The organism is Mucilaginibacter sp. FW306-07-L (assembly GCF_058782065.1).
Map to the genome: position 1 here is coordinate 545,834 of NZ_JBYSXI010000001.1, position 25,346 is coordinate 571,179.

General features: G+C 46.1%; 21 protein-coding genes. 2 read left to right on the forward strand and 19 right to left on the reverse strand.

What is annotated here, in order from left to right:
- Positions 1 to 74: 74 nt before the first annotated feature.
- From AC3WJC_RS02485 to AC3WJC_RS02495, 3 genes are all read right to left on the reverse strand, one after another.
- Positions 75 to 1,559 carry an amino acid permease gene (locus tag AC3WJC_RS02485; RefSeq protein WP_492397488.1) on the reverse strand — a complete coding sequence of 495 codons (1,485 nt, stop codon included), beginning with the start codon at positions 1,557 to 1,559 and terminating at the stop codon, positions 75 to 77.
- Between the two features lie 140 nt (positions 1,560 to 1,699).
- Complete coding sequence (locus AC3WJC_RS02490) at positions 1,700 to 2,098, reverse strand: response regulator (RefSeq protein ID WP_492397489.1); 399 nt, start codon at positions 2,096 to 2,098, stop codon at positions 1,700 to 1,702.
- Positions 2,099 to 2,287: 189 nt separating this feature from the next.
- Entirely contained in the window at positions 2,288 to 4,522 is a 2,235-nt protein-coding gene (locus AC3WJC_RS02495; RefSeq protein ID WP_492397490.1) for a sodium-translocating pyrophosphatase, read from the reverse strand.
- 251 nt (positions 4,523 to 4,773) lie between these two features.
- Between AC3WJC_RS02495 and AC3WJC_RS02500 the strand changes: the two genes are divergently transcribed.
- Both AC3WJC_RS02500 and dacB read left to right on the forward strand, forming a co-directional pair.
- Positions 4,774 to 6,228, forward strand: coding sequence for an APC family permease (locus tag AC3WJC_RS02500; RefSeq protein ID WP_492397491.1), 1,455 nt, complete (start codon positions 4,774 to 4,776; stop codon positions 6,226 to 6,228).
- On the forward strand, positions 6,200 to 7,612 hold the full coding sequence (gene dacB / locus AC3WJC_RS02505; protein WP_492397492.1) for a D-alanyl-D-alanine carboxypeptidase/D-alanyl-D-alanine endopeptidase: 1,413 nt from the start codon (positions 6,200 to 6,202) through the stop codon (positions 7,610 to 7,612). Before AC3WJC_RS02500 ends, dacB begins: the two co-directional genes overlap by 29 nt.
- 3 nt (positions 7,613 to 7,615) lie before the next feature.
- Here the strand turns inward: dacB and AC3WJC_RS02510 are convergent, their stop codons facing one another.
- The 16 genes from AC3WJC_RS02510 to atpD all read right to left on the reverse strand — a co-directional run bounded on the left by AC3WJC_RS02510 (position 7,616) and on the right by atpD (position 25,016).
- Positions 7,616 to 8,203, reverse strand: coding sequence for a DUF4230 domain-containing protein (locus AC3WJC_RS02510; protein WP_492397493.1), 588 nt, complete (start codon positions 8,201 to 8,203; stop codon positions 7,616 to 7,618).
- A 208-nt stretch (positions 8,204 to 8,411) separates the two neighbouring features.
- Entirely contained in the window at positions 8,412 to 8,831 is a 420-nt protein-coding gene (locus AC3WJC_RS02515) for an OsmC family peroxiredoxin (protein WP_492397494.1), read from the reverse strand.
- 186 nt (positions 8,832 to 9,017) lie between these two features.
- Complete coding sequence (gene namA, locus AC3WJC_RS02520; protein ID WP_492397495.1) at positions 9,018 to 10,088, reverse strand: NADPH dehydrogenase NamA; 1,071 nt, start codon at positions 10,086 to 10,088, stop codon at positions 9,018 to 9,020.
- 129 nt (positions 10,089 to 10,217) lie between these two features.
- The gene (gene ilvA, locus AC3WJC_RS02525; RefSeq protein WP_492397496.1) at positions 10,218 to 11,468 is read right to left on the reverse strand and encodes a threonine ammonia-lyase IlvA; all 1,251 of its coding nucleotides are present in this window, start codon (positions 11,466 to 11,468) and stop codon (positions 10,218 to 10,220) included.
- 6 nt (positions 11,469 to 11,474) lie between these two features.
- Positions 11,475 to 12,638 (reverse strand): 2-isopropylmalate synthase, encoded by a 1,164-nt coding sequence (locus AC3WJC_RS02530; RefSeq protein ID WP_492397497.1) that lies wholly within the window; start codon positions 12,636 to 12,638, stop codon positions 11,475 to 11,477.
- A gap of 134 nt (positions 12,639 to 12,772) precedes the next feature.
- Positions 12,773 to 13,531, reverse strand: a complete 759-nt coding sequence (locus tag AC3WJC_RS02535; RefSeq protein WP_492397498.1) for a class I SAM-dependent methyltransferase — start codon at positions 13,529 to 13,531, stop codon at positions 12,773 to 12,775.
- Between the two features lie 106 nt (positions 13,532 to 13,637).
- Positions 13,638 to 14,708 carry a 3-isopropylmalate dehydrogenase gene (leuB, locus tag AC3WJC_RS02540; RefSeq protein ID WP_492397499.1) on the reverse strand — a complete coding sequence of 357 codons (1,071 nt, stop codon included), beginning with the start codon at positions 14,706 to 14,708 and terminating at the stop codon, positions 13,638 to 13,640.
- Positions 14,709 to 14,787: 79 nt separating this feature from the next.
- Positions 14,788 to 15,381: a 3-isopropylmalate dehydratase small subunit gene (gene leuD / locus AC3WJC_RS02545; RefSeq protein ID WP_492397500.1), complete on the reverse strand. Its 594-nt coding sequence runs from the start codon at positions 15,379 to 15,381 to the stop codon at positions 14,788 to 14,790.
- Between the two features lie 34 nt (positions 15,382 to 15,415).
- A complete protein-coding gene (locus tag AC3WJC_RS02550; RefSeq protein ID WP_492397501.1) occupies positions 15,416 to 15,802 on the reverse strand; it encodes a GxxExxY protein in 387 nt (128 codons plus the stop codon).
- Between the two features lie 8 nt (positions 15,803 to 15,810).
- Positions 15,811 to 17,238, reverse strand: a complete 1,428-nt coding sequence (leuC, locus tag AC3WJC_RS02555) for a 3-isopropylmalate dehydratase large subunit (RefSeq protein ID WP_492397502.1) — start codon at positions 17,236 to 17,238, stop codon at positions 15,811 to 15,813.
- 83 nt (positions 17,239 to 17,321) lie between these two features.
- On the reverse strand, positions 17,322 to 18,380 hold the full coding sequence (gene ilvC / locus AC3WJC_RS02560; protein WP_492397503.1) for a ketol-acid reductoisomerase: 1,059 nt from the start codon (positions 18,378 to 18,380) through the stop codon (positions 17,322 to 17,324).
- 181 nt (positions 18,381 to 18,561) lie between these two features.
- Positions 18,562 to 19,167 carry an acetolactate synthase small subunit gene (gene ilvN / locus AC3WJC_RS02565; RefSeq protein ID WP_492397504.1) on the reverse strand — a complete coding sequence of 202 codons (606 nt, stop codon included), beginning with the start codon at positions 19,165 to 19,167 and terminating at the stop codon, positions 18,562 to 18,564.
- 16 nt (positions 19,168 to 19,183) lie between these two features.
- Positions 19,184 to 20,923 (reverse strand): biosynthetic-type acetolactate synthase large subunit, encoded by a 1,740-nt coding sequence (ilvB, locus tag AC3WJC_RS02570; protein ID WP_492397505.1) that lies wholly within the window; start codon positions 20,921 to 20,923, stop codon positions 19,184 to 19,186.
- A gap of 157 nt (positions 20,924 to 21,080) precedes the next feature.
- A complete protein-coding gene (gene ilvD, locus AC3WJC_RS02575; RefSeq protein ID WP_492397506.1) occupies positions 21,081 to 22,787 on the reverse strand; it encodes a dihydroxy-acid dehydratase in 1,707 nt (568 codons plus the stop codon).
- A gap of 338 nt (positions 22,788 to 23,125) precedes the next feature.
- Entirely contained in the window at positions 23,126 to 23,374 is a 249-nt protein-coding gene (gene atpC, locus AC3WJC_RS02580) for an ATP synthase F1 subunit epsilon (RefSeq protein WP_492397507.1), read from the reverse strand.
- A gap of 136 nt (positions 23,375 to 23,510) precedes the next feature.
- Positions 23,511 to 25,016, reverse strand: coding sequence for a F0F1 ATP synthase subunit beta (gene atpD, locus AC3WJC_RS02585; protein WP_492397508.1), 1,506 nt, complete (start codon positions 25,014 to 25,016; stop codon positions 23,511 to 23,513).
- Positions 25,017 to 25,346 lie beyond the last annotated feature (330 nt).

Genomic DNA, 25,346 nt, shown 5'->3' on the forward strand with positions numbered 1-25,346 from the left:
ATGTAGAAAGTGTAAAAAGCAAAAAAGGTTCTGAAATATTTTTCAGAACCTTTCTTATGTAAGGGTTTTAAATGTTATTCGGTGTATTTAGGGTTAGGCGGATCGTTAGGTAAATTAACAAGGCCTTTACGGATCAGCGAATGTTTTTTACCGTAAGCCATGTAAATAATTAAGCCTATGATCATCCACACCGCTAAACGGATCCAGGTATCTGCCGGTAGTGAAACCATCATAGAGATACAAATTACAATGCCCGCTATTGGCACAAAAGGAACCCATGGCGTACGGAACGGGCGAGGTGTGTTCGGATCGCTTTTACGCATCACCATAACACCAACGCAAACCAGCACGAAGGCGAATAATGTACCGATAGATACCATCTCACCTACAACGTGAACCGGTACAAATGCCGCGAACAAGCTCACAAATACCGCGAATAGTAAGTTTGATTTATAAGGCGTTTGGAATTTTTTATGAACCTTAGCGAATACAGAAGGGATCAAACCATCTTTTGACATGGTATAGAATATACGTGACTGGCCCATTAACATCACCAGGATAACTGAGGTGTAACCTGCCAAAATAGCCAGGATAATGGCTTTCTGTAACCACGCGTATGGGGTTTTAGCGATAGCTACGGCAACAGGTGCCGCGCTGTCTTTAAACTCTTTGTAGTTGGCCACACCTGTCATTACGTGCGAGAATAGTACGTATAATAATGTACAAGCTAATAATGAACCGATGATACCGATTGGCATACCGCGTTTAGGGTCTTTAGCTTCCTGGGCGGCGGTTGATACGGCATCAAAACCAATAAAAGCAAAGAATACCACACCGGCACCACGTAACACGCCCGACCAGCCGAACTCACCGAATTTACCGGTATTTTCAGGGATGTAAGGCACGTGGTTAGATGGGTTGATATAACCCCAGCCCACAGCGATAAATACCAATACTACGGCAACTTTTAATACAACCAGTATGTTGTTCACAAAAGCTGATTCTTTAGTGCCGCGGATTAGTAATAGTGAAAGGCAAACAATAATAAATACAGCAGGCAGGTTAAAGTAACCGCTAACTATGCTGCCATCAGCCATGGTAACGCTTTCCCAGGGCGACATGGTAAATTGGGGGGGTATTTGTATTCCGTATAAATGCAGAAATTTAGTGAGGTATTGTGACCAGCTTATGGATACCGTTGCCGCGCCGAGTGCATATTCAAGCACTAAGTCCCAGCCGATGATCCAGGCCATAAATTCGCCCATGGTGGCGTATGAATAAGTGTAAGCTGAACCCGCGATAGGGATCATACTGGCAAACTCGGCATAGCAAAGGCCTGCGAACGCGCAGCCGATAGCGCCGATAATAAATGAAATAGTAACGGCCGGGCCGGCATTGTTAGCAGCAGCCAAACCGGTTAACGAGAATAAACCCGCACCAATAATAGCTCCGATACCCATAGTTACCAGGTTGAAGCTGCTTAAAGTACGCTTTAGTGTGCCTTCGCCGCTTGCTGCCGCTTCTTTTAGTAGTAAATCAAGTGGTTTTTTAAATCTCATATATAATGTCAGTTAATATATCAGTCCAAACCTACTTAATTTTATTGATATGGTAAAGAACTGATTGTATCAGCAAAACAAAACTCTGAATTTTGGGTATGATAGTGCCAATATCTCAATATTCAGGTTAAAATCCGGCCTTATGCCTTGGCGCATTCATCGTGGATCTTAACAAAATCATCAGCGCTTAATGGTTTAACCAGGTATGATTTTACCAGGGGGTTGCTTTTTGCCTTCAGCATATCATCAGCATCAATTGATGAGGTGATAATGTAAATGTCAATAGGTTTGCTGATCTGTTGCTGCAGCACGTTAAACTGATCTAAAAAACCCCAGGCATCAATATCAGGCATGTTAATGTCAAGCAATATCACGTCAGGCAGCTCGGCGGTATTGTGCAGGTTGTCTTTTATATACTGTAAAGTTTCATAACCGTTGGTTACATGTTTACTGTTACCAAACAGGCCCACGTTTTTAAGCAGTTTTACCGCTATAAAGTGTTCCATAGGGTTGTCGTCAATCATCACAATTCTGTTCATCTGTTTTATGGTTATGCAGATAGTAATTCAAATATTATTCCTTTACGCTTTAGGTGTTTTTAAGCGGATAAATGGGTATTCCAATTTCCCCGTTCCTTTATATGGGGAATAAGCGCCCGCACGGTGTAGAAACGTTGCCTTATGGCCTGATAAATGGCATGGCTTAGTTTAAGCCATGCCATTTATTTTTTATAATCGGTGATTATGGGGTTTGCTTACCGGCTTTTCTAAGGATTGCTCCTTCAACTGTTTTTGTATACGTTCATTGGTATTTACTTCCTGATGTAGGTGCGGCGCTATTACCAGTGATACGATGGACATGAGTTTAATGAGGATATTCATAGAAGGGCCCGAGGTATCTTTAAACGGATCGCCTACGGTATCGCCGGTTACTGATGCTTTGTGCGGCTCTGACTTTTTATAATAGATCTCGCCGTTGATCTCCACACCTTTTTCAAAAGATTTCTTGGCGTTATCCCACGCGCCACCCGCGTTGCTTTGGAAGATGCCCATCAGTACGCCCGATACGGTAACACCTGCCAGCAGGCCACCCAATACTTCAGGGCCAAAAGCAAAGCCGATGATGATAGGGGTAATAAGCGCGATAAGCCCTGGTGCCACCATCTCGCGAATGGAAGCTTTGGTTGATATGGCGACACACTTTTCGTATTCGGGCTTGGCTTTGTACTCCATGATGCCCGGTATCTCCCTGAACTGGCGGCGAACCTCCTCTACCATCGCCATGGCTGCCCGCCCTACCGCCGATATGGCCAGTGCCGAAAAAATGAACGGAATCATACCGCCCACAAATAAACCGGCCAGTACATCGGCTTTATAAATATCAATATGCTCAATACCCGCCACACCCACAAAGGCCGCGAACAAGGCCAGCGAAGTAAGCGCAGCCGAAGCGATGGCAAAGCCCTTACCGGTAGCGGCAGTGGTGTTGCCAACCGCATCCAGGTTATCGGTACGGTGCCTTACCTCTTCGGGCAGGCGGCTCATTTCGGCAATGCCACCGGCATTGTCGGCGATAGGGCCAAAAGCATCAATAGCTAATTGCATGGCTGTGGTGGCCATCATACCTGCTGCCGCGATGGCTACGCCATATAAACCCGCGAAGTGATACGAACCATAAATGCCCGCTGCCAATACCAGGATAGGGAGTACGGTTGATTCCATACCCACTGCCAGCCCGCCTATTATATTAGTAGCATGCCCTGTTGATGACTGCCTGATAATGCTCAGCACAGGGCGCTTGCCCATGGCGGTATAATATTCAGTGATCAATGACATCAGCGTGCCTACGATCAATCCTACTATAATGGAAAGGAAAACGCCCGTTTTATCAAATACTTTGGCACCTTCCTTTATGGTTTGTGTGCCCGGTATCAAATCGCGCGTAAGGTGCAACGGCTCGTTTGGTAGCATCCAGTTCACTACAAAAAAGGTGGCTATGGCTGTAAGTACAATGGATGCCCAGTTGCCTATGTTAAGGGCGGTCTGCACGCTATCTGATTCATTTTTGATCTTTACAAAGGAGGCTCCGACTATAGAAAACACCAGGCCTAAGCCCGCGATCACCATTGGTAATAGCACAGGGGCAATACCGCCAAATGCATCATCTGATTTGATTTCGCGCCCCAGTACCATCGTAGCCAGCATGGTAGCCACATATGATCCGAAAAGGTCGGCACCCATACCGGCTACGTCGCCCACGTTATCACCCACATTATCGGCAATGGTAGCAGGGTTACGTACGTCATCTTCAGGGATGCCTGCTTCAACCTTGCCCACCAGGTCGGCACCCACGTCGGCAGCTTTGGTATAAATACCGCCACCCACACGGGCGAATAAGGCGATAGACTCGGCACCCAGCGAGAAACCGGCCAGCACTTCAAGCGCTTTTTCCATATCCTCGCCATTAACATCGGAACCTACATACATTTTATAAAATACAATGAACAGCGATCCTAAACCTAAAATAGCTAAACCGGCAACGCCAAGGCCCATCACGGTGCCGCCGGTAAATGATACTTTAAGCGCTTTGGCCAAGCTGGTACGCGCCGCTTCGGTAGTGCGTACGTTGGCTTTGGTAGCTATGCGCATACCAATATAACCGGCAAAGGCTGATAGCAGCGCCCCAATAACAAATGATACGGCTATAACCGGACTGGAGGTAGCCACAGTAGTGCCCGACCATACCAGTAAGATCACCGCGATAATTACAAAGTAACTCAGCACCTTCCACTCGGCACGTAAAAAGGCCATGGCACCCTGGGCTATGTAACCGGCAAGCTCGGTCATGTTGGCATCACCAGCAGGCTGCTTGCTTACCCAGGCCGCTTTAATAGCCATAACTATAATACCCAAAATGCCTAACAGGGGTATTAAATAGATTAAGTAATTGTTTAAGAACTCCATAAAATTTGGTTATAATTTGGTTTATAATTCCCCACCAAAGAGGATAGTGAGGTAAATGCAAATTAGTAAAAATAATATTACAAAGGCATGATATTAAACTTTTTAAAAAGTGCTTTATGCATAGCAACCAAGCGTTTACGGATATATGGAATAGGCCAAGTATTGATGCTAAGAGGATAATTTACGCGCTTTTGGTTACTGAAATTTATACTTATCTTAACCCACATATTAACTAACCTCAAAACAATTATATGAAAGAAAACCCTTCTTCCTCCGGAATGAAGCACGAACTTGGCCTGCTTGATGGTACCATGCTGGTTGCCGGATCAATGATAGGTTCAGGTATTTTTATAGTAAGTGCCGACATTATACGTAACGTTGGCTCGGCCGGCTGGCTGATAGCCGTATGGCTTATTACCGGTTTTATGACGCTTACCGCCGCCGTTAGTTATGGTGAGCTGAGTGCCATGTTTCCGAAAGCGGGTGGGCAATATGTTTATCTGAAGGAGGCGTATAACAAGCTGATCGGCTTTTTATACGGATGGAGTTTTTTCGCGGTGATACAAACCGGTACCATAGCGGCGGTAGGGGTGGCCTTCTCTAAATTTTTCGCTTACCTGTGGCCCGCCGTTAGTGAGGATAATATTTTATTCAGCTTTAATTATTGGGGCGATAAGGTTTTTAATTTCAGCGCGGCGCAGTTGGTGTCTATCATCCTGATCATCTTACTAACCTACATTAATACCAAAGGTGTAAAGGGTGGTAAGATTATTCAAACCACTTTTACCATTACTAAACTGGTGAGTTTGTTCGGCCTAATCATCTTCGGTTTTATTATGGCCAGGGGCGATGTATGGACAGCCAACTGGACAAACGCCTGGGATCTGCATAACCTGAACAAGGATGGATCAACCGTAACACTTACTGTTGCCGCCGGACTGGGAGCTATCGCAGCATCGCTGGTTGGTTCCATCTTCAGCAGCGACTCGTGGAATAGCGTAACCTTTATTGCAGGAGAGATGAAAAACCCGCAGCGCAATGTTGGACTAAGTTTATTTTTAGGTACGCTGATCGTAACTATTATATATGTAGCGGCTAATGTAATGTACACTTCAGTGCTTCCGCTGCAGGAAATAGCAAATGCCGAAAAAGACCGTGTGGCTGTGGCCGCTTCAACGGTGATATTTGGTAACATAGGTACTTTACTGATCGCCGTTATGATCATGATTTCCACCTTTGGCTGTAACAATGGGTTGATTTTGGCCGGTGCGCGTGTATATTATACCATGGCTAAGGATGGCCTATTCTTTAAAAAGACAGGTACGCTTAATAAATTCTCGGTGCCTGAGTACGGCTTGTGGCTGCAATGCGGCCTGGCTTGCATACTATGCCTGAGCGGCACTTACGGTAACCTGCTGGATATGATATCGCTGGTGGTGGTGATCTTTTATGTACTCACCATAGTCGGTATATACATATTAAGAATAAAACGCCCCGATGCGCCGCGCCCATACAAGGCTTTTGGTTACCCGGTACTGCCTGCTATATATGTAGTGATGGGTGTTGCGTTCTGCGTGCTTTTGTTGTATTACAAGCCTAATTATTCATTTCCTGGCTTGCTTATAGTTTTAATTGGCATACCTATCTATTATATTGCAAAGCGAAATATAAAAGAGGATGATGAGAAAACGGAGCTGGTTAGTTAGTTTTTTATTAGTTACAGGATACGCCCATGCCCAAACGCTGCAGCAGCAATTGCAAACAGCGTTTGGTAAATTACAGCAGGACAGCCAGTGCCGCTACGCATCGGTCTCGTTAACCGTGCTGGATGCTAAAACAGGCGAGCAGGTATTTGCTGCTAACCCGAATATGGGGTTGGCTACGGCATCGACATTGAAAACCATAACTTCGGTAACAGCCTTTAACCTGTTAGGGGCCGATTACCAGTATCAAACTACCATAGGTTATACCGGCAGCATTGCCGCTGATGGTACGCTGAATGGCAGCATCATTATAAAAGGCGGCGGCGATCCAACCCTCGGTAGCTGGCGCTGGAATACCACTAAAGAAAATTATATTCTTAGCCTGCTGGTGGCCGCCGTGCAAAAGGCAGGCATCAAAAAAATTAACGGCGACATTATTGGTGATGACAGCGCTTACGGAACCCAAGCCGTACCCGACGGCTGGATATGGCAGGATGTAGGCAACTACTACGGCGCGGGCATCAACGCCCTGTGCTGGCACGAAAACCAGTTTGACATCAAGCTGAAAACCGGCGCGGTTGGTACGCCTATTTCGGTTGACCGTACCGTGCCGCTGATGCCATACCTGGGTTTTAAAAGCGAGCTTACCAATGCCCCCGCCGGCACCGGCGACCGCGCATTTATTTATTTGCCTGTAGGCGGTAAGCTGATGTATTTGCGCGGTACTTATGCGGTCGATCAAACCAAGAAAACCGTATCAGGAGCCATACCCGACCCGGCTTTTGACGTGGCCCTGCGGCTGACGGATACCATGAACCGCCTCGGCCTCAAGGTAAGCGGCGAACCGCAATCAACCCTGACGCTCGCCGTAAAGGGCGAAACCGCGCCTGTAATAGGTAAAACGTTGACCGTTATTGAATCGCCCGAGCTGAACAAGATCATTTACTGGCTCAATCAAAAAAGCCTTAACCTGTACGCAGAGCAACTACTGAAAACCATCGCCCTGAAGGCAGGCAAAGAGCCAACTACCCCCAATGGTATTGCCGTATTACAGGATTTTTGGAAAACCAAAGGTATCGACGTAAAAACACTGAATATTTATGATGGCAGCGGCCTGTCGCCGGGTAACCGGGTAACTACGCAAACCATGGCGCGCATATTGCAATCGGCCAAAGGCCAGTCCTGGTATAAGTTTTTTTATGAGAGCCTGCCGATATATAACGATATGAAGATGAAAAGCGGCAGCATTGCCGATGTATTGGCTTATACCGGCTACCAAACCTATAAGGGCCGTGAGCTGTGCTTTTCAATCATTGTAAATAATTATAACGGCACCACTAAGGGCATTAAGGAAAAGATGTTCCGTGTGCTGGATGTGATGAAATAAGCGTTACTTAAATTTAAGCACAACCTTTTTGCCGGAAATGCTTTCGAGCAGGGGTTTGAAGATGAGCTGGGCATTGTCGCGCGCTTTGCCGGTAATGTTCATCTTCTTGCTTTCTTCCAGAATTTTTTTCTCGGCTATCTTATAAACATCCTCCACCATATCCCTCGCGTTGCTCGGAAACCAAGCCCCGGTAATATCATACACTTTTGATTGCTGATGGTCGAGCTTGGCATAGCAGATCTCGGGTTGAGGTAAAACAACAATAACGCTGTCTTTAGTTTGGGTAATGTCTTCCTGCTTAACCTTGGTCAGGTCAATACAGGCGGTAACCTCGCCAACCGCCAGGAACAATACTTTTTCGTCGGGCAAAAAAGTGTGTATCTCTTTCTTCTCCACAATATCTTTCATGGCGTATTTAACCAGTTCGAGCTTGCCCATGCTGGTTATTTTTTGCACCATTACTACCTGGCTTACCTCGGTTTTGGTTTCGGTAAACTGGCGCTTAATGTAAAAGAAAAGGAAAGCCAAAAAGCCTGCTATCGCTATTAAAATAACAAGACTGATGGACACACGGCTGCGGGTACTTGACATATTTTAATTTGTTTTAACTAACGTATTTTGGAATGCGTCATTGCGAGGTACGAAGCAATCTCTTTATACAAGCTACGTCTGAATGTCCTAAAGAGATTGCTTCACTATCGTTCGCAATGACGAAAGTTAGTTATCTCATTCCAAACTTCCGTTAAACTAAAAGAGCAGACCTGAATCTGCTCCCTTAGTTTAATTACGTTATTTAAGATTACGCGTAGGTTACATTCAGGCTGATAGGCACGCTCAAAGCTTTTGATATGATACAGTTTGCTTTGGCACCTTCGGCAACTTCTTTGAATTGATCTTCAGATACACCATCAATAACTGATGCTTTCAATTCCAGGTGGATAGCGGTAACTTCAAGCTTAACCATATCCAACTCCAGGATGGCCTCAGTGTTCAGGTCACCGGCAGTGATGCCTTGCTGGGTTAATGTAGCACTAACAGCCATAGTGAAGCAGCCAGCATGAGCGGCAGCTAATAATTCCTCCGGGTTGGTACCCACGCCAGATTCAAAACGGGTTTTAAATGAATATTGAGTTTGGCTAAGGGTAGTGCTTTGTGTGCTTAATTCGCCTTTGCCTTCTTTTAAATTGCCGGCCCAGTGGGCGGTTGCTGTACGTTTCATAGTTATTGATTTATTGTTTAGTTTGTATGTAAAGTTAGATATTAATAAGCTAATAGTTCATGGTTCATAGATCATGGTAATATTATTTTTAGTTCATATTTGATGATTTACAGATCATATTGAGTTTAGTGTTTATTAAACTCCGGCCATGAACTATCAACTATGATCTATGAACAACTGACTAAATCAACCCCACTTCGCGCGCTCGTATTGCACCGGCCAATGTATTTCCTGGCCAAGTTCGTGGGCGGCACGTAGCGGGAAATGTGGGTCGCGTAATAATTCACGGGCGATGAGTATCAGGTCGGCTTGTCCGCTTGCAATAATAGCATTGGCCTGCTCCGGTTCGGTTATCATCCCTACAGCGCCGGTAAGTATGCCGGTTTCTTTTTTGATAGCCTCAGCAAATTCAACCTGGTAACCTGGTTTTACAGGGATAGTTGCACGCGGGACGTTACCACCGGTTGAGGTATCGATCAGGTCTACACCGGCTTCTTTTAATTTTTTAGCCAGCGCTACAGAGTCCTCAATAGTCCAGCCGCCTTCGGTCCAGTCGGTAGCCGAAATGCGTACAAATAGGGGCAGGCTGGTAGGCCAAACCTCTTTTACGGCTTCAATCACTTCAATTACCAAGCGAATGCGGTTTTCAAAGCTGCCACCATATTCATCGGTACGGTGATTACTTAACGGCGAATAAAATTGGTGCAATAAATAACCGTGCGCGGCATGTATCTCGGCTACTTTAAAGCCTGCTGCCAATGCCCTCGAGGCGGCGGCTTTAAAATCAGCCTTTACTTTTTCGATACCTGCTTTATCCAGTTCATTAGGAGCTTCGGTACCTTCGGCAAAAGGCAGGGCACTTGGCGCTACAGTTGGCCAGCCGTTAGGTTGGTCGGAAGGTATAAGCTTACCGCCATCCCAGGGTTTTTGATGACTGGCTTTGCGGCCCGCGTGTGCCAGTTGTATACCGGCTACGGCACCTTGCTCATGTATAAAACCGGTGATCTCTTTTAGTTTTTCGATGTGTTCATCCTTCCAGATACCCAGGTCGCCATAAGATATACGACCTTCGGGTGAAACGGCTGCTGCCTCTGTGATCAGTAAACCCGCGCCGCCAATAGCACGGCTGCCTAAATGAACTAAATGCCAGTTGTTGGCAAAGCCATCCGAGCTTGAATACTCGCACATTGGCGATACGGCAATACGGTTACGCAGGGTAACCTCTTTTATAGTTATAGGTGAAAAAAGTGTGCTCATTATTTAAATGTTTCAGCAAATATGAACACTCAGGTTTTGGTATTGTTCAGCGGATTGTAAAATGCAAAGCCGGATCACAATAGCGATCCGGCTTTGCCAGTATACTTTACTTAGGTTTGACCAAATGGCTTACACTAAATACTCAAACAAGGTTTGATCACGGTTGATCTCGATTACATCAAAACGATGGGCAGCCATACGCTGCAGCAGGGCAGGGTAGTCTTCGGCAGCTTTTAGTTCGATACCTACCAGTGCCGGACCATTCTCCTTAGCGGTTTTTTTGATGAACTCGAAACGGGTAATATCATCACCGGGACCAAGCACATTGTTCACAAACAATTTAAGCGCCCCCGGACGTTGCGGAAAGCGAACAATGAAGTAATGTTTCAGCCCTTCATATAGTAGTGATTTCTCCTTGATCTCGGCCATACGGTCGATATCATTATTACCGCCGCTAATAACACACACCACTTTTTTGCCTTTTATCTGCTCCTTACACAGATCAAGCACGGCAACAGACAGGGCACCGGCGGGCTCCACCACAATAGCATCCTCATTATATAATTTCAGGATGGTGGTACACACCTTTCCTTCCGGTACCAGCAGCATATCGTTTAGTACTTCACGGCATATCTGATAGGTTAATGTACCCACACGTTTTACCGCGGCACCATCCACAAAGCGGTCGATCTGATCGAGCGTTACCGGCTCGTTATGCGCGAATGCGCCCACCATTGATGGCGCGCCTTCCGGTTCCACACCAATCAATAATATATCAGGATTATGCTGTTTTAAATAAGTGCCCACACCGGCAGCTAAACCGCCGCCGCCAACCGGCATTATTACGGCTTCAACATCGGGCAGTTTATCCAGTATTTCAACACCTACGGTACCCTGCCCCTCAATAACCCGTTGGGTATCAAAAGGGGGAATAAAGGTCATGTTATGGGCTTCGGTATAGGCCAGTGCTTCGCGCAGGCAATCGTCAAACGTATCGCCGGTAAGCACAATTTCTACATTGTCGCCGCCAAACATCTGGGTTTGTTTCACCTTTTGTTTCGGGGTGATCTCGGGCATAAAAATTACGCCTTTGGTACCCAGCCTGCTGCATGAAAAAGCCACACCCTGCGCATGGTTACCCGCGCTGGCGCAAACCACGCCACGGCCAAGCTGCTCGGCATTTAACTGGCTGATCATGTTATAAGCGCCGCGCAGTTTGTAGGAGCGCACTACCTGTAGATCCTCACGCTTGAGGTAGATCTCGCACTCGTATTTAGCTGACAGGCCGGCATTATATTGCAGGGGGGTATGGTTAACCACCCCGTCCAGTCGTTGGTAGGCCTGTTCAAAATCAAGCTGATGTTCGGTTTCAGTACTCATCAATATTTATTTTACCAAACGATAAGCCATCAAACCTTGCAGATCGGTATCGTTTATATCCAGTTTGCTATCCGCCAGCGTTAAAAAACGTTGGTAAGTATCAGCCAGTTCTTCTTTATTAAGCTGGAAGCCTAAACGCTCCAGGTGGAATTTTAAGGCATGGCGACCGCTGCGGGCCGTCAGCACAATGCTCGCGCTCGGGAAGCCTACATCTTCCGGGCGGATGATCTCGTAATTCTCACGCATTTTCAGGAAACCATCCTGGTGTATGCCTGAGCTGTGCGCAAAGGCATTAGACCCAACAATAGCTTTGTTCGGCTGAACCGGCATGCGCATTTGGGTGCTCACCATGCGGCTCATCTCATAAAACTTAGTGCTGTTGATGTTGGTATGCAGGCCAAGGGTTTGGTGTGTTTTCAGGATCATTACCACTTCCTCAATAGAAGTATTGCCCGCGCGCTCACCGATACCGTTGATGGTACCCTCTATCTGACGGGCACCGTTTTGCAAACCGGCAATAGAGTTGGCAGTGGCCAAACCCAAGTCGTTATGGCAATGTACGGATATAATGGCCTGATCGATATTGCGTACATTCTCTTTCAGGAAACGGATCTTGCTGCCATACTGGTCGGGCAGGCAATAACCGTTGGTATCGGGTATATTTACTACTGTTGCACCGGCACCAATAACGGCCTCAACCATTTTGGCCAGGTACTCAATATCAGCACGTCCGGCATCCTCGGCATAAAACTCAATATCCTCAACAGATTTTTTGGCGTATTTAACGGCATCAACAGCGCGCTCTAAAATCTCTTCGCGGGTGCTGTTGAATTTATGTTTGATGTGCATATCGCTCGAGCCGATGCCTGTGTGTATACGCGGACGTTTGGCATATTTAAGCGACTCGACAGCGGCATCTATATCACCTTTGTTGGCGCGTGTTAAAGCGCAAACGGTAGGTTCTTTTACGGCTTTTGATATTTCAACAACGCTTTGAAAATCGCCGGGGCTCGAGATAGGGAAGCCTGCTTCAATAATATCCACGCCGAGTGCTTCCAGTTCGCGTGCTATCTCAATTTTCTCAGGGGTTGTTAACTGGCAACCCGGTACCTGCTCGCCATCGCGCAGCGTGGTATCAAAGATGTAGACTCGGTTGGGATCGTGTAACATATTTCTTTAGATTTTAGATGTCAGATTTGAGATGTGAGACATGCGCCCCCCTATCCTTGTTCTTACACCAGTTTTATTTCTTATTTAACTAATTTATAGTGACATAGATCATCTCATATCTCACCTCTCAATACTCAAATCTCCTTTACCGCTATAAACCTTAATCGCTTATAGTCGGCATACCATTGGCCGCCTTCATTGTAGTGCGGTTCAAGCAGGGTGGTAACTTCCTGCAACATTTGTTGTTTTTCATCTTCGGGCACACCCACCAAATACAGTGGTGCAAACATGGTGATCCATTTAGCTACGCCCTGGTCGCCATCCTGCAACGGTGTCTTACGGTCAAAATGCGCCGCGAACGATACCCTGAAGCCATGCGCTTCCAGCTTTGATGTGTACTCGCCTAAAGATGGAAAATACCAAATCTCGCTTTTTGCCTGCTGATGATACCCGTGCTGCTCCAATACCTGTTTGGTGGCGGCTATCAGGTGCTGTACATTGCCTTTGCCGCCCATCTCGGCCACAAAACGACCGCCGGGTTTTAAACTTTTGTATACGCAATCCATCATCGCATCGGCATTTTTTATCCAATGCAAAACAGCGTTGCTAAAAACGGCATTATACTTTTCGGTTGCCTTAAATTTAGTAGCATCCTCAACCGCGAAATCAACGTCCGGGTAATTGGCTTTTGCCTGGCGGATCATTTCTGCCGAGCTATCGGTGCCTTTAACTATAGCACCCAGATCATGCAGTTGCTGTGTGAGGTAGCCGGTACCGCAGCCTAGGTCGAGTATGTGCTCACCGGGTTGGGCATTCAACAATTCCAACACATTCTCCCCGTATTGAAATACGAAGGCATGTTTCTGGTCGTATAATTCAGCGTTCCACTTCATTGGTACCCCTCTCTTATCTCCCCAAAGGGGAGAGGCTCTTCTTTCTTTTAATTAATAATATTCAACTCCTCATCAATCTCCTCCCCATTGGGGAGGCCGGGAGGGGTTACAAATATTCCAACACCTTTTGGCCCATGGCGGTGGTGCCTAATATTTTGGTTTTGTCGGTATTGGCATCGGCAATATCGCCGGTGCGGTAGCCGTCTTTTAATACCTTGTCAATAGCGTCGGTTATCTTTTTGGCTTCCTCTTTCAGGCCGAAGCTGATCTCGAACATCAGGGCTACGGATAGGATAGAAGCCAGCGGATTGGCTTTGTCCTGCCCGGCAATATCATGCGCCGAACCGTGGATAGGCTCAAAAAAGCCTGTACCATCACCCACAGATGCCGAAGCCAGCATACCCATTGAACCCGCGATCTGCGAAGCTTCATCGGTCAGGATATCACCAAAAAGGTTGGCGGTGAGCACTACATCAAACTTTTTAGGGTTTTTAACCAGTTGCATAGCGGCGTTATCAATAAACATGTGTTCGGTTTCAACGTCAGGATAGTTTTTGGCTACTTCCTGCACCACCTCACGCCACAGGCGCGACGCTTCCAATACGTTAGCCTTATCAACCGAGCACAGTCGTTTACCGCGTGCACGGGCAGCCTCGTAAGCCTTGGTGGCTATGCGCTCTACTTCGTAACGGTGATAGATCATCAGGTCCGATGCCGTGTTGCGGTCTTCACTGCGTTTTTTCTCACCGAAGTAAACATCACCGGTCAGTTCGCGGAAAAACAGAATATCCGTTCCCCTTAAAATTTCAGGTTTCAGGCTCGATGCATCCAGCAGCTCATCAAACAGCATGATAGGGCGCAGGTTGGCATACAGGCCAAGCTCCTTACGTATCTTCAACAATCCCTGCTCCGGGCGCACCTTTGCCGATGGATCGTTATCATATTTTATATGGCCGATGGCACCAAACAAAATGGCATCACTGGCCTTTGCTTTTTCCAAAGTTTCATCAGGCAGTGGGGTACCGGTAGCCTCAATAGCTACGTGGCCCATCAAGGCCTCGTCAAACGTAAATTCATGACCGCCTGCCGCGCCAACCTTCTCCAGTACCGCCTTACCCCAGGTAGTAACCTCCGGCCCGATGCCGTCGCCTGGTATTACTAAAATATTCTTTTTCATTTGCCCCCTAACCCCCTAAAGGGGGAATAAGTGTTTAATATGTATGTTATAATTATTGAATCGGCTCTCCGGTTCCCCTTTAGGGGTTAGGGGCTTTTTCAAATTCCTCTACCGCTTCCCTGTTGCTCAGGATATAGTCAATATCATCGTATCCGTTTATTAAGCAGGCTTTTTTATACGGATTGATCTCGAAGCTTTCCTGCTCGCCGGTTGATGAGATTTTGATTACCTGGTTTTCAAGGTCGATATCTACAACGGTGGTATGATCGGCAAAAACGGCATCGAATATCTTTTTCAAAAAATCGTCGCTCACCTGTACCGGCAGCAGGCCGTTGTTCAGGGCGTTGCCTTTAAATATATCGGCAAAAAAGCTGCTTACCACGGCATCAAAGCCATAATCAGCTATGGCCCAGGCCGCATGTTCACGACTACTGCCGCAACCAAAGTTTTTGCCAGCCACCAGCACCTTGCCGCTGTAGGTAGGGTGGTTCAATACGAAATCGGCTTTTGGCTGATCGTTCTCGTCAAAGCGCCAATCGCGAAAAAGGTTATTGCCAAAACCATCACGGGTAGTGGCCTTTAAAAAACGCGCGGGAATGATCTGATCCGTATCAATATTCTCGATAGGCAGCGGTACCACCGTGGTTTGTATATGTTTGAATATTTTTGTCATCTTAAATCAGAATTTACTGAATTATAGAATTTGCTTAATGTATGTTGGTATTATATCTCAGGTTAAAGATCAATTTATATTGAAGACTGGTGCTCCCGAAATTGATAAGCAAACCAATGGGAAAATCATAAGCAATGGTATAATTCTTTGCTTGTGCTAAATGCACATCTTCTAAATTTATTATTGCCTTTAATTCCACAGTTAGTTTGTTCTCAACTATAAAATCTGCTCTTCTTGTACCTACGTCAATACCTTTATAATAAATTGTTTGTTCCTGCTCTCTTACAAATGATATACCTGCGTTTAATAATTCAATTGCTAAACATCTTTGGTAAATAACTTCTTGAAATCCATTGCCCAAAGTGTTATGCACTTGCATTGCGCATCCTATTATTTTATATGTAAGCTCATCACGCTGCATGAATTCTGTTAATCAACCAATTCTGCAAATTCTGATGCAGACAACATCTCCCTCACATCCGTCACCTTACCCGTAATAGCTGCTGCTGCCGCAGTCAGCGGGCTGGCTAATAAGGTGCGGGAGTTTGGTCCCTGGCGGCCTTCAAAGTTGCGGTTTGAGGTTGATACGCAGTATTTGCCTGCCGGTATTTTGTCCTCGTTCATGCCTAAACATGCGCTGCAACCCGGTTCGCGCAGCGGGAAGCCTGCCGATTCAAATATCTTATCCAAACCTTCTGCTATGGCTTGTTGCTCTACTTGTTTTGAGCCGGGTACTACCCAAACTGTAACATTATCGGCCTTGTGTTTGCCTTTTACAAAAGCGGCTACCTGGCGCAGATCCTCAATACGGGAGTTGGTGCAACTGCCGATGAACACATAATCGATAGGTTTGCCTAACAACTGCTCATCATCATGCAGGCCCATATAATCAAGGGCTTTTTTGTATGAGCCCCGTTCTTTAGCCTCAAAATCCTCTGTAGCCGGTACATGTTGTGTTACACCGATGCCCATACCCGGATTGGTTCCATAGGTGATCATCGGCTCAATATCTTCGGCGTTAAAGCTTAATACGGAGTCAAACTGTGCATCTTCATCAGAATACAGTGTTTGCCAGTAAGCTACTGCCTTGTCCCACGCTTCGCCTTTAGGGGCAAATTCGCGACCTTTAACATAGTCAATAGTAGTTTGGTCGGGCGCTATTAAACCACCGCGGGCACCCATTTCGATGCTCATGTTGCAGATGGTCATGCGGCCTTCCATGCTCAGCGAACGGATGGTATCACCCGCATATTCAACAAAGTAACCGGTACCGCCGGCAGCCGATATTTTGCTGATGATGTAGAGTATTATATCTTTTGCACCCACGCCTTTTTGCAGGGTGCCGTTAACTTCAATTTTCATGCGTTTAGGGCGCGATTGCAGTAAGCACTGGGTGGCCAGTACCTGCTCAACCTGTGAGGTGCCAATACCAAACGCTATCGATCCGAAAGCGCCGTGAGTAGAAGTATGGCTGTCGCCGCAAACATAAGTACTGCCGGGGCGGGTAATGCCCAGTTCAGGGCCTATTACGTGCACAATGCCCTGGTATGGATGGCCGAGGCCATAGAGTTCAACGCCAAATTCGGCGCAGTTTTTTGTAAGCATATCCACCTGGTAACGCGATAGCTCCTCCTTGATGGGCAGGTGCTGATCCCAGGTAGGTACGTTATGATCGGCCGTGGCAACGGTTTGCTTCGGCCTAAAAACAGGTAATCCACGCTGGCGCAATCCGTCAAAAGCCTGCGGACTGGTAACCTCGTGAATAAAGTGTGTATCGATGTACAAAATATCCGGAAATCCCTCCTTGCTGCTAACAACGTGAGCGTCCCAAATCTTATCAAATAATGTCTGTCCCATATTCTGTTTTTATAAAAGTAGCAGTAGCAGTTGCGGTTGCAGTAGGTTACTGCTACTCAAAAACTTCTACCGCTACTAAGAAATTACGCTTCTACTGCCTGGTTCTCCGGGCGAAGGCTGCGTACAGTTTTACCTGCCTGCCATAATTCGCTGTCGCGTAGCTCAGCAAGTTCGGCGTTAAGTTTTTCGCGGTAATCAGGCTGGCTGTTTGAGTCGATAGAACGTTGTGACTCTTTACCAGTAGCAACGCTGTTGTATAATTCTTCAAATACTGGTTTGGTAGCGTCGCGGAATTTTTTCCACCAGTCAAGCGCGCCGCGTTGTGCGGTTGTTGAGCAGTTGGCGTACATCCAGTCCATACCGTTTTCAGCAACCAGTGGCATTAATGATTGGGTCAATTCTTCAACAGTTTCGTTAAAAGCTTCAGATGGTGTGTGGCCATTGCTCCGTAATACATCGTATTGTGCGGCGAAGATACCCTGGATACAACCCATCAAAGTACCACGCTCGCCGGTAAGGTCGCTAAATACTTCTTTCTTGAAATCAGTTTCAAACAGGTAACCGCTACCTACGGCAATACCAAGGGCAATAACACGATCCCATGCTTTACCGGTAGCATCCTGGAAGATAGCGAAGCTTGAATTTAAGCCACGGCCTTGCAAAAACATACGGCGCAGTGAGGTACCTGAACCTTTAGGGGCAACCAGGAACACGTCAACATCAGCCGGAGGAACGATATTGGTTTGTTCGTTAAAAGTGATACCAAAACCGTGTGAAAAATATAATGCCTTGCCCGGAGTTAAGTGTTTTTTAACAGTTGGCCAAAGTTCAATTTGTGCGGCATCGCTAAGCAGGTAGCAAATAATGGTACCTTTTTCAAGCGCTTCTTCAATTTCAAACAGTGTTTCGCCGGGTACAAAACCGTCAGCAATTGCTTTATCCCAGGTTTTTGAGTTTTTACGCTGACCAACAATTACATTAATGCCATTGTCTTTTTGGTTTAAAGCCTGGCCCGGACCTTGAACACCGTAACCAATAACGGCTACCGTTTCATTTTTAAGTACATCCTGCGCTTTTGATAAAGGGAACTCCTCGCGGGTAACTACATTTTCTTCGGTACCGCCGAAATTTAATTTTGCCATGTTTTTTTGTTTTGTTGTGTGATGTGCCTACAGGCACTTCACCTTGGTTTTATTGTTTTTAGTTCTTAGTTACTTGGTTGTCTGCGTCATTGCGAGGTACGAAGCAATCTCTTTAAGCTTATCCATCAGAATGTCCTGAAGAGATTGCTTCGTACCTCGCAACGACGCTATTAAAATGGGGTTACATCGTAAACACCTTCTGCCCCTGGTTCAAATATTCATTCTCGATCACTTCTTCACCCGGTTCAAGCCTTTCAAATTCGCGCAGTTTGGCGTTAAAGCCTTCGCTATCCTTAATAATGGCTACACGGGCGCTGCGTACAAACTCTATGAGGCCGTAGGGCTGTAATATCCTTATCAGCGATTCAGTCTCTTCACGGTGGCCGGTGGTTTCGAACACCGTGTAATCCTTACGGATCACCACCGCTCGCGCGCCATTTTCGCGTAATAAACGCTCAACGCTAACCTGCTCGGCAATTACATTGGTTGATACCTTGTAAAGCGCCATTTCCTGCCAGATTACATCAGCATTGGTATGATAGTACACTTTCAATACCTCTACCTGTTTTTCTATCTGGCGGCACAGTTTACGTACCACGTCCTCCGTTTCGTTTATCACGATGGTGAAGCGGTGTATGCTGTCAACCTCTGATGGAGAAGTGTTCAGGCTGTCGATATTAATTTTACGGCGTGTAAATATAATAGCAATTCGGTTTAAAAGACCAATTTGGTTTTCGGTATATACCGTTATGTTGAATTCCTGTTTTTCTATTTCGGGAGTGCTCATAATATGATCTTTTAAATTATTTAAGCCTGATTTCAGATACGCTGCAACCTTGAGGTACCATCGGGAACACGTTGTTCTCTTTGGTAACCATTACTTCCAGCAGGAAGGAACCATCGTGATTAAGCATCTGCTCTAAAGCCGGGGTTAGTTCTGCGCGGTCGTTTACAGATTTGCCTGCAATGCCGTAGCCGCTTGCCACGCGCACAAAATCCGGACTTTGAATATCCACAAACGAATAACGGCGCTCATTAAACAGTTCCTGCCATTGGCGTACCATACCTAAAAAGCGGTTGTTCAGGATGATGATCTTTACGTTAACGCCGGTTTGCATAATGGTACCCAGTTCCTGCAAGGTCATCTGGAAACCACCATCGCCAATAATGGCAACCACCTGGCGATCCTGCGCGCCAAATTTAGCGCCTATGGCTGCCGGCAGGGCAAAGCCCATGGTGCCTAAGCCGCCGCTGGTTACGTTGCTGCGGGTTTTGTTGAATTTGGCATAACGACAGCCTACCATCTGGTGCTGGCCAACGTCAGTTACAATAACGGCATCGCCGCCGGTAAGCTCATTCAATATCCTTACCACTTCGCCCATCGTCATTTCCTCGGTATCCGGATTTAGTTCCTTGTGGATGACCGCTTCTACTTCTTTTTGGGTAAAGTCGTTAAATTTTGCCAGCCACTCGGTATGCTGTTTTGCCTCTACCAGTTCGGTAAGCAGGGGAAGGGTTTCCTTACAGTCGCCCCATACCGGTACGGTGGTTTGTACGTTCTTATCTATCTCAGCCGGGTCAATATCCAGGTGGATCACTTTGGCCTGTTTGGCATATTTATCTAATCGGCCGGTTACGCGGTCGTCAAAACGCATACCTATCGCGATCAATACATCGCATTCATTGGTTAATACGTTAGGGCCGTAGTTACCGTGCATCCCCAGCATACCTACGTTCAGCGGATGATCTGTCGGGATAGCGCCCACACCTAAAATTGTCCAGGCTGACGGGATGCCCGCTTTTTCGATAAAAGCTTTGAACTCCTGCTCGGCACTGCCTAAAATTACACCCTGACCCCAAAGCACAAAAGGTTTTTTTGCCTGATTGATCAGCGTGGCAGCCTCCTCAACATACTGTTTACGCACAATAGGTTTTGGCCTGTAACTGCGGATATGGTTGCAAGGCACGTAACCCTCAAAGTTAAATTTTTGGATCTGCGCGTTTTTGGTAATGTCGATCAATACCGGGCCGGGGCGACCGCTGCGGGCAATGTAAAATGCCTTGGCGATAACTTCCGGGATCTCGTTAGCATCTGTTACCTGGTAATTCCATTTGGTAACCGGGGTAGTGATGTTAATCACGTCCGTTTCTTGGAAGGCATCCGTACCTAACAGGTGCGCGAATACCTGCCCGGTGATGCAAACCAGTGGCGTGCTGTCAATCTGCGCGTCGGCCAAACCGGTAACCAGGTTAGTAGCACCCGGACCGCTGGTAGCGAACACCACGCCAACCTTGCCAGACGTACGTGCATAACCCTGACCAGCGTGAATACCGCCCTGCTCATGGCGCACCAGCACGTGGTTCAGCTTCTCGTTATAATCATACAAAGCATCATAAATAGGCATAATAGCCCCGCCCGGATACCCGAAAATGGTATCGGTACCTTCAGCTATCAACGCCTCAAGCAATGCTACTGAACCTGAAACCTCTACGGTTTCTTTGGTTTTGGTTGGTGCAGGTATTTCCTGTTGTGCAACTTCCATAATCTCTTATTTTATTTCGAATATCGACTCGAATGTTATTTTCTTAATTTTATTCTTGAACCTGAATTTTCAGAATTTTATAATGAGCAGAATTTTTTACTAATTGACATTTATACTCATTCTGTTAATTCCCTAATTCTGAAAATTCCTGTTCAGACTATTCATCCGTAACACAACCTTCGGCGGCTGTGCTTACAGTTTTAGCGTATTTGTAAAGCAGGCCTTTGGTTACTTTAAGCGCCGGTTGCTGCCATTGTGCCCTGCGGGCGGCTATTTCCTCGTCGCTAAGTTTCACGTTTATGCTATTGTTGATGGCATCTATCTCAATCCTATCGTTATCTTTTACCATCGCTATCAGGCCGCCGTCAAACGCTTCGGGGGTAATGTGGCCAACTACAAAGCCATGTGTACCGCCGGAGAAACGCCCATCGGTAATTAAAGCTACCGAACTGCCCAGGCCAGCGCCAAATATGGCCGATGTTGGCTTGAGCATTTCAGGCATACCGGGCGCGCCCTTAGGGCCCACGTTGCGGATCACCACCACATCACCCTGTTTGACTCGCCCTGACATGATACCGTCAATCAGCTCAAATTCACCGTCGAAAACACGGGCGGGGCCTTCAAAGCGCTCACCCTCTTTACCGGTTATTTTGGCAACGCTTCCACCCTCGGCAATGTTACCGTACAAAATTTGCAGGTGGCCGGTAGCCTTAATCGCTTTATCAACCGGGAGGATGATCTTTTGCGTGTCAAAATCAAAATCAGGTACGTCGGCAAGGTTTTCGGCAATAGTTTTACCGGTTACGGTAAGGCAATCGCCATGCAGCCAGCCTAGCTTTAACAAATATTTCATTACCGCAGGTACACCACCCACTTTATGCAGGTCTTCCATCATGTACTTGCCGCTTGGTTTCATATCGGCCAGTAACGGTGTACGGTTGCTTAGTTCCTGAAAATCATTCTGCGTAAGTTTTACATTAACACTTTTCGCTATCGCGATAAGGTGTAACACCGCGTTGGTTGAGCCGCCCATCACCATAATGGTGATAATAGCGTTCTCAAAAGCCTCACGCGTCATGATGTCGCTTGGCTTAATGTCTTTTTCTAATAATATCTTGATGGCTTTACCCGCCGCAAGGCATTCGGCTTGTTTTTCTTCGCTCAGGGCCGGGTTTGATGATGAGTAGGGTAAGCTCATACCCATAGCCTCGATAGCCGCGGCCATGGTGTTTGCCGTGTAGATACCACCGCAGGCACCCGCGCTCGGGCAGGCATTTTTAACCACGCCCATAAAATCAACATCGTCAATTTGTCCGGCGATTTTTTTACCCAGAGCCTCAAATGCCGATACGATGTTCAGGTCTTCACCTTTCCAGTGGCCGGGTTTAATAGTACCACCGTATACCATGATTGACGGGCGGTTAAGACGACCCATGGCAATCAGTGAGCCCGGCATGTTTTTGTCGCAACCCGGCAGGGTGATCAGGCCATCATAATACTGCGCGCCGCAAACGGCCTCAATAGAATCGGCAATCACATCACGGCTAACCAGCGAATAGCGCATACCTTCGGTACCGTTGCTCATGCCATCGCTTACGCCAATGGTGTTAAATATCAAACCTACCATATCCTCATCCCAAATGCCTTTCTTAACCACCTTGGCCAAATCATTCAGGTGCATGTTGCAGGTATTGCCATCATAACCCATACTGGCTACGCCCACTTGCGCCTTCTTCATATCATCATCGGTAAGGCCAATGCCGTAAAGCATGGCTTGTGCCGCCGGCTGGGTAGGGTCCTGCGTAAGGGTTTTGCTGTATTTGTTTAATTCAACAGCCTGCAAAGTATCGGTAGTATCGCTCATTATCTTTTAAAGTTTATATATTGATATTAGGTATGTGATCGATATGGTTAAGGTATAAACACTCGTTTTTTAATGCAATAGCAATTGTAAAAATTTACATTTGGTATTATATTTCAATAATTTACATATTTCAGAATTAAATTCCTATATGTATTATAAATATAGAATTTAATATTTATCATATTGTACCAAAGTGTAAATCGGTATTCAGTATAAAATCTATGCTTGCATAATAAAGTGTTCAAATTCGGCGTAAAAATGGCATCAGCCAAAATTAAGTACAAAAAAAACGCCCCGGTAAACTTGTTACCGGGGCGTTAGCTTTTATCTTTTAAAGGTTAGTGTGAAATACCTTCGGCTAGTACGGTAACTTTATTATCTGCAGCTTCAACAACCCCGCCTTTAATAATAAAGGTTTCCTTTTGTACCGAACCACCGCGCACAACCAATTTGCCATCCTGCAGGATAGAAATAATAGGAGCGTGGTTATTAAGTATTTCAAAAGCACCCAGTATACCCGGTACGGTAACTGATGTTGCCTCGCCTTCAAATACTGTTTTATCTGGTGTAAGAATTTCTAAAGTCATTGTTGTTTAGATGTGAGATGTCAGATATGAGATGTGAGATTATCTCCTAAATCAAACTTTATCTCTTGTGCTTTAATTAAGATATGAAATCTGAGAACACTGATCTCAAATCTCATATCTCCAATCTCATATCTTATTACGCGTTAGCTTCAGCTAACAGTTTTTTACCTTTTTCTATAGCGTCCTCAATGTTACCTACAAGGTTAAAGGCTGCTTCAGGGTATTCGTCAACTTCACCGTCCATAATCATGTTGAAGCCTTTGATGGTTTCCTTAATGTCAACCAGTACACCTTTTAAACCGGTAAACTGCTCGGCAACGTGGAACGGCTGAGAAAGGAAACGCTGAACACGACGGGCGCGTGATACAACCAGTTTATCCTCTTCAGAAAGCTCATCCATACCTAAGATAGCGATGATATCCTGAAGTTCTTTATAACGTTGCAGGGTTTCTTTAACGCGTTGAGCGGTGTTGTAGTGCTCATCGCCTAAGATAGCCGGGCTCAAAATACGTGAAGTTGAATCCAGTGGGTCAACCGCAGGGTAGATACCTAACTCAGCAATTTTACGTGAAAGTACGGTAGTAGCATCTAAGTGGGCGAAGGTTGTGGCCGGCGCAGGGTCGGTCAAGTCATCCGCAGGTACGTAAACAGCTTGTACTGAGGTAATTGAACCACGTTTGGTTGAGGTAATACGCTCCTGCATCAAACCCATCTCGGTAGCCAGGGTTGGCTGGTAACCTACCGCTGATGGCATACGGCCTAATAGTGCCGATACTTCAGAACCTGCCTGGGTGAAACGGAAAATGTTATCAATAAAGAACAGGATATCGCGGCCTTTGCCACCTTCTTCATCACCATCGCGGAAGTACTCAGCGATAGTTAAGCCTGAAAGTGCCACACGTGCACGTGCACCGGGAGGCTCGTTCATCTGACCGAATACGAAGGTCGCTTTTGAATCTTTCAAAGCCTCAGCATCAACTTTAGTTAAGTCCCAGCCGCCTTCTTCCATGGAATGCATAAACTCATCACCATATTTTATAATGCCCGATTCAAGCATCTCACGTAAAAGGTCATTACCTTCACGGGTACGCTCGCCTACACCGGCAAATACTGATAAACCTGAATATGCTTTCGCGATGTTGTTGATCAACTCCTGGATCAATACGGTTTTACCTACACCCGCACCACCAAATAAACCGATTTTACCACCTTTAGCATAAGGCTCTAACAAATCGATAACCTTGATACCGGTAAACAGTACTTCGCTTTCGGTTGACAGGTCTTCAAAACGTGGGGGGTGGTTGTGTATGTTACGGCCGTTTGTTTTATCAAGAGCGGCAATACCGTCAATAGGATCGCCAACTACGTTGAATACACGGCCTTTTATAGCTTCGCCTACAGGCATTTTAATACCTGAGCCTAAGTCGATAACAGGCATACCGCGTAATAAACCGTCGGTTGAATCCATGGCTATGGCACGTACCCTGTCTTCGCCAAGGTGTTGCTGTACCTCAAGCACAATTTTCTGACCGTTTTGTTTAGTGATCTCTAAAGCGCTGTAAATTTTAGGAAGAGAGCCTTCGCTAAAGCTTACGTCAACTACGGGACCGATGATCCGCGATACTTTTCCAGTGTTTGGCATATTATAACCTGATATTAAATATTTTAGTGTGTTGTCGAGTGTATTGTTACAATGATACTATTCGAGGCGCAAAGTTATGATTTCTAACGAAATATTTATACCCTGTTAATAACATTTTTCGAGTGTTAATTACGGGGGGAGTTGATGGTTTGTGGATCATGGTTCATGGCCGGGAAATTGTAACCATCACAAAGTTCTCTTCTACAAGCTCAGGGTGACGAGCTTCTTTTAATAATAACCACCTTGTCATGCTGAGTTTGTCGAAGCATCATAACATAATACACAGCTCAAATAAAAATCCCTACTAAACTGCTCAACAATTTTCAATTT